The following is a 4,737-nucleotide window of genomic DNA, read 5'->3' on the forward strand; positions in this document are numbered from 1 at the left end:
GACCGGGTTATTTGATCGTGTTCATTTCGATAATGTCACCGCCAATGAATGTCGGCGTGCTGTACGTGAATTCAGTCCACTTTCAATGATGTTGGTTGAACTGGATTACTTCGAACACTATCTTCATCATCATGGAGAAAAAGCTGCGGATGTATGTTTGAAAGCGGTATCTGATGATCTGCGCAAACGTATTTCTCGTCCGGGTGATTTAGCCGTCCGTTTTGATAATGAGCGTTTTGCCCTGTTGTTACCCTCCACGAATGAGCAGGTTGAGCAGCTCGCGGCACAGTGCTGCGAAGATATTCGTCAGCTGGCAATTCCGCATACCACCTCCGCGGTGTCTGACGTTGTTACTGTGACAATCGGCGTGGCGACTTTACAGCCGTCGCGTTTGCTGACACCAGAAAGATTGATCGAAGCGAGCGAAAAAGCACTGTATGACGCACAAAAAGCAGGTCGCAATCAATTTATTGCGACGGCTGAGAATGCATCCGATCTGCCATCGGTGACCTATTCCCTGTAACGCCCATGTGTTTACTGGAGTGAGCCCCGTTCGTCAGTGAGGCTCATACTGCCGGAGCGTCGATCCATACAGTCGTTAAGGAATTACTATGAGCAGCGACACCCCCGCCTATGTGATTGGTCATATCACTGTCAAAGATGCTGAACTGTTTGCTGAATATCGTGCGCAGGTACCCGGAACCATCGCCCCCTGGGGTGGTGAGCTGGTCTTTCGCGGTGCTAAATACTGCGTGCTCAGTGGTGAACACGATCACCATGACACGGTCGTTATCCGCTTTCCCGATCAGAACGCACTTGAAGGTTGGTTCAACTCTGAGGCGTATCAGGCATTGATACCGTTGCGTACCCAAGCGGCTGATATGGTGTTGGTTGGATATTCAGAGGGATAACTTAGAGAGGCGTAAGGATATGTCTGATAAATCAGTTCTTGTTCTGGGAGGATACGGCAACTTCGGCAAGCGTATTGTTGAATCCTTGGCAAAAATAGCAAACCTCCATGTACTCATCGCAGGTCGAAACCCTGAAAAAGCGCTGCAATTGGTGCATCGTCTTCAACCCGGTGCGGCTGCAACACTGCAAGCGGAACGGATTGATATATCCGCACCCGAATTTAGTGCATTGTTGAAGAAATTATCCCCAGATATTGTTATTCACACCAGTGGTCCGTTTCAAAAACAGAGCTATCAAGTTCCACAAGCCTGTATTGAGGCCGGTGCGCATTATATTGATCTGTCTGACGATCGTGATTTTGTTGCTAACATCTCTGAGCTAGACGCTAATGCCAGACAGCAACAAGTCAGTGTTATCTCGGGCGCTAGCACTGTGCCGGGTTTATCTTCTGTGGTCATCGATCACTACCGTTCACGGTTTTCTGATATTGAATTAATTGATATTGCGATTGCTCCAGGGAATAGGGCTGAACGTGGGGAAGCTACGGTACGTGCAATTCTCTCTTATACGGGCCACCCCTTTCCAGTATTCAAACAAGGGAGGTGGATGGATGCGTATGGGTGGATGGACTCTCGCACAGTAGATTTCGGTGGTGTTCTGGGGAAACGGCGATTAGCCAATGTCGACGTGCCTGACCTGTCGCTATTTCCTGAGCGCTATGGGGTGAGTAATCGTGTCACCTTTCAAGCAGGGCTTGAGCTGACATTGTTACATCAGACAATGGTTGCAATGGCATTACTGACAAAGCGAGGCTGGGTAAAAAACTGGTCTCCACTGACAATCCCTATTGTGCATGTGAGCAATTTTTTCCGTTCACTGGGTTCTGATGACGGAGGGATGCGTATCGATATTCGCGGTAAGGATACCTCGGGTAACCCCCTGCATATTCTCTGGCAGTTATACGCTGAAAATGGCGTGGGTCCTTATATACCTACGTTGCCTACGATTATTGCCACCAAAAAACTGTTGGATGGATCTCTCACAGAACCGGGCGCTGTCCCTTGTCTAGGTATGTACAGTTTGGAGGAATTCGTTCAGCTGGCCGGAGAGTGGGGCATTTATACTGAGGAATGCGTGAATGGCTAGCGCTAATGGATAATTATCTGCTGCTGAAATTACTGCATGTTTTATCTGCAACGGTTTTAATGGGCACCGGGGCGGGAATTGCATTCTTTATGTTGATGGCGAGTCGTTCAGAGAACTTCGCAGCGATTAGTCTTACCGCAAAACATGTCATTTTGGCTGACTGGATTTTTACTACGCCAGCGGTTCTGGTGCAGTGTATTACGGGTGTCATGTTGATGCAGGTTTTAGGTTACTCGTATGGTTCGATCTGGTTTTTCTGGGTGGCTTCCATCTTCACACTGATCGGATTGTGCTGGTTGCCGGTTATCTATATCCAATATCGTTTGAAGCAGTGTGCTGAGACTGTACTGGAGGATGGATCTTCGCTTACCGACTTCAGACGTTGGATGGGCCTCTGGATGATGTTGGGTGTCCCCGCTTTTCTGGCAATGCTTGTGGTTTTCTGGTTGATGATTTTTAAACCGTTTCCGGTACAGTAAATCATGATATCAACTACCGGTTCTCCATTGAATTTACTTGTTCTTTCCCGTCTATCGCTTGCGATGTTGTGGGGGTTTACCGCGTTGACCTCGCTTTTTTGGGCGCAAGATCTCGGCTATGAGATTTTAGCGGATGCTGAGATTACCGGCGCAGCGGCCGATGTGGCGATCGTATCGGGAAGTATTCTGGATGCTGTTCTGGCGTTGTGGCTCATTAGTGGAAAGCAGTTATACCGCTGTTGCCAAGTTCAAATCCTGGTGATTGTTATATACAGCGTGTTATTGACGATCATTGATGCTGGGTTTTGGCTGCACCCGTTCGGTCCGCTGACAAAAAACATTCCGATTCTAGTGTTAATTGGGTGGTTGGCGCAGGCATCGAAACGCTACCCTGCGCCTGTTTAGTTATTTGTAAGCCTGAGTTAGCCAATCTTAAAACGTGCGCCTGTATCCTGCAGGCTGCAAGCGAGTTCGGACAGGGCTTCGCTGGATTCGGTGGTTTGTCGGGTTGTTTCTGAGCTCTCCTGAGCGCTGCTGCGGATCATCATCACGTTTTTATTCACGTTCTCTGCTACGTGGCTTTGCTCTTCCGCTGATTCTGAAATCTGCCGACTGAACCGGGTGATTTCGGTGACGGCCTGAGCAATGTTTGCCAAGGCTTCATCTGCAATTTCTGCCTGACGTGCGACTTCGTTCGCTTCGTGTTGACTGGCTTGCATGACAATTTCTGCCTGCTCAGATCCGGTTTGCAGGGATTCGATGAGCTTGCGAATGTCTTCGGTGGAACGGTGGGTGCGGTTAGCCAACTCTCGTACTTCGTCTGCGACGACCGCGAAACCACGACCCGCTTCTCCCGCGCGAGCTGCTTCAATGGCTGCATTGAGTGCTAACAGGTTAGTTTGCTCCGCCACAGACTGAATGACATCCAGTACCGCAGAGATATTCTTGGAGTCCTCATTGAGCTGTGAAATGGTTTGGGTCGCTGAATCAACTTTGTGTTCGAGGTTGCGCATGGCAGCGAGATTAGCGCCTACAACACTGAGTCCGTTACGTGTCGCGATATCGGCGGAGTTGGCCGCTTCCGTTGCCTGAAAAGAGATGCGAGCCACTTCGATAGAAGAGTCTGAGAGTTTCTGGATCGATTCGGCTACTTCATCGGTCGCAGATGATTGTTTGTCCATCGATGCGCTGTTCTGTACAGAGATTGTGGACAGTTCTTCAGAGGCTGCGGCGAGTTGAGATGACGCATTGACCACACTGCTCACGCTGCTCAGCAAATTGTTAAGCAGGTGATCCAGATCCGTTGACAGTTCGCCTAGTTCATCCTTACTGCGGATATCGACCCGTTTGGTTAGATCCAGATTGATGGATATCTCTCCGACGGCATCACGGACGTGGGCGATCTTACGGGTAATCGATCGGCTGATGAGTATGCACAGTACAACAACCATTATCATGGCGATGACACTGATAATCAGAACATTGTCCAAAGCCTGCTCTTCATGTTGTTCTGCGCGAATCGCAGACGCTTCGGTATATTTTCCCAGATCAATTAATAAATGTTCTACGGCAGAGTTAAGCTGGTCCTCCTCATCTTCAACCTTTAAGGCAAGGGCTTCGGCACTTAATACGTCGTTAGCTTCAAAGGCTTCAAATACTTCAGCAACGTGTTGAGTGTATTGCCGATGGGCATGATCAATGGAGAGGATTATCTTTTCAAACTCGACCAGTTTGTCTCTGTTCGCTTGTGAATCAGCATGCTCTTCTAAGGTTTTGATCAAGGATTCGGCTCTCACGAACAGGTCGTTGACCCCTGCATCGAGTTTAAAGAACCTGTCACGGTTGCTGTTATAGCGAGAGACTGCATCATCTGCGTTGGTGGATAGGGCCTTATAGATACCGAAGTGAAGAGCGCGCTCAAAACTGATTGCTTGCTCTAGCTGATTAATGACCACTTCGCTGACAATTTCTGTCATCGGGATGTTTTCTTCAGCGATTGCGATCAATTCATCGCGAATCTGCGCCATCTGATAGACGGTGCTTGCGATGACCGTACTGAGTGCTAGCAGAACCAGAGAGCACAGGGTGATGAGTTTCTGCTTAATAGTGATGTTATTCAGAACGCGCATAAAATCCCTCTTATGTAACTTCGACACTATAGAGTCGTAAGTTATGTCAAAGGTGAATCCATTCTCCGCGA

General features: G+C 48.7%; 6 protein-coding genes. 5 read left to right on the forward strand and 1 reads right to left on the reverse strand.

Features of this window, described 5'->3' with window-relative positions:
• The 5 genes from ABYW01_RS14460 to ABYW01_RS14480 all read left to right on the forward strand — a co-directional run.
• Window positions 1-523: diguanylate cyclase domain-containing protein (locus tag ABYW01_RS14460; RefSeq protein WP_372833909.1), on the forward strand; the 523-nt coding region annotated here is incomplete at its 5' end.
• A gap of 88 nt (window positions 524-611) precedes the next feature.
• Window positions 612-911, forward strand: a complete 300-nt coding sequence (locus tag ABYW01_RS14465) for a DUF1330 domain-containing protein (RefSeq protein WP_372833912.1) — start codon at window positions 612-614, stop codon at window positions 909-911.
• Window positions 912-930: 19 nt separating this feature from the next.
• Window positions 931-2,058, forward strand: coding sequence for a saccharopine dehydrogenase family protein (locus ABYW01_RS14470; protein WP_372833915.1), 1,128 nt, complete (start codon window positions 931-933; stop codon window positions 2,056-2,058).
• A 5-nt stretch (window positions 2,059-2,063) separates the two neighbouring features.
• A complete protein-coding gene (locus ABYW01_RS14475; RefSeq protein ID WP_372833918.1) occupies window positions 2,064-2,537 on the forward strand; it encodes a DUF2269 family protein in 474 nt (157 codons plus the stop codon).
• Window positions 2,538-2,540: 3 nt separating this feature from the next.
• Entirely contained in the window at window positions 2,541-2,942 is a 402-nt protein-coding gene (locus tag ABYW01_RS14480; protein ID WP_372833920.1) for a DoxX-like family protein, read from the forward strand.
• A gap of 17 nt (window positions 2,943-2,959) precedes the next feature.
• On the opposite strand, the gene ABYW01_RS14485 is transcribed toward ABYW01_RS14480, so the two are convergent.
• The gene (locus tag ABYW01_RS14485; RefSeq protein ID WP_372833922.1) at window positions 2,960-4,666 is read right to left on the reverse strand and encodes a methyl-accepting chemotaxis protein; all 1,707 of its coding nucleotides are present in this window, start codon (window positions 4,664-4,666) and stop codon (window positions 2,960-2,962) included.
• Window positions 4,667-4,737 lie beyond the last annotated feature (71 nt).

This window comes from Pontibacterium sp., assembly GCF_041587635.1.
Taxonomy (GTDB): Bacteria; Pseudomonadota; Gammaproteobacteria; order Pseudomonadales; family Balneatricaceae; genus Pontibacterium.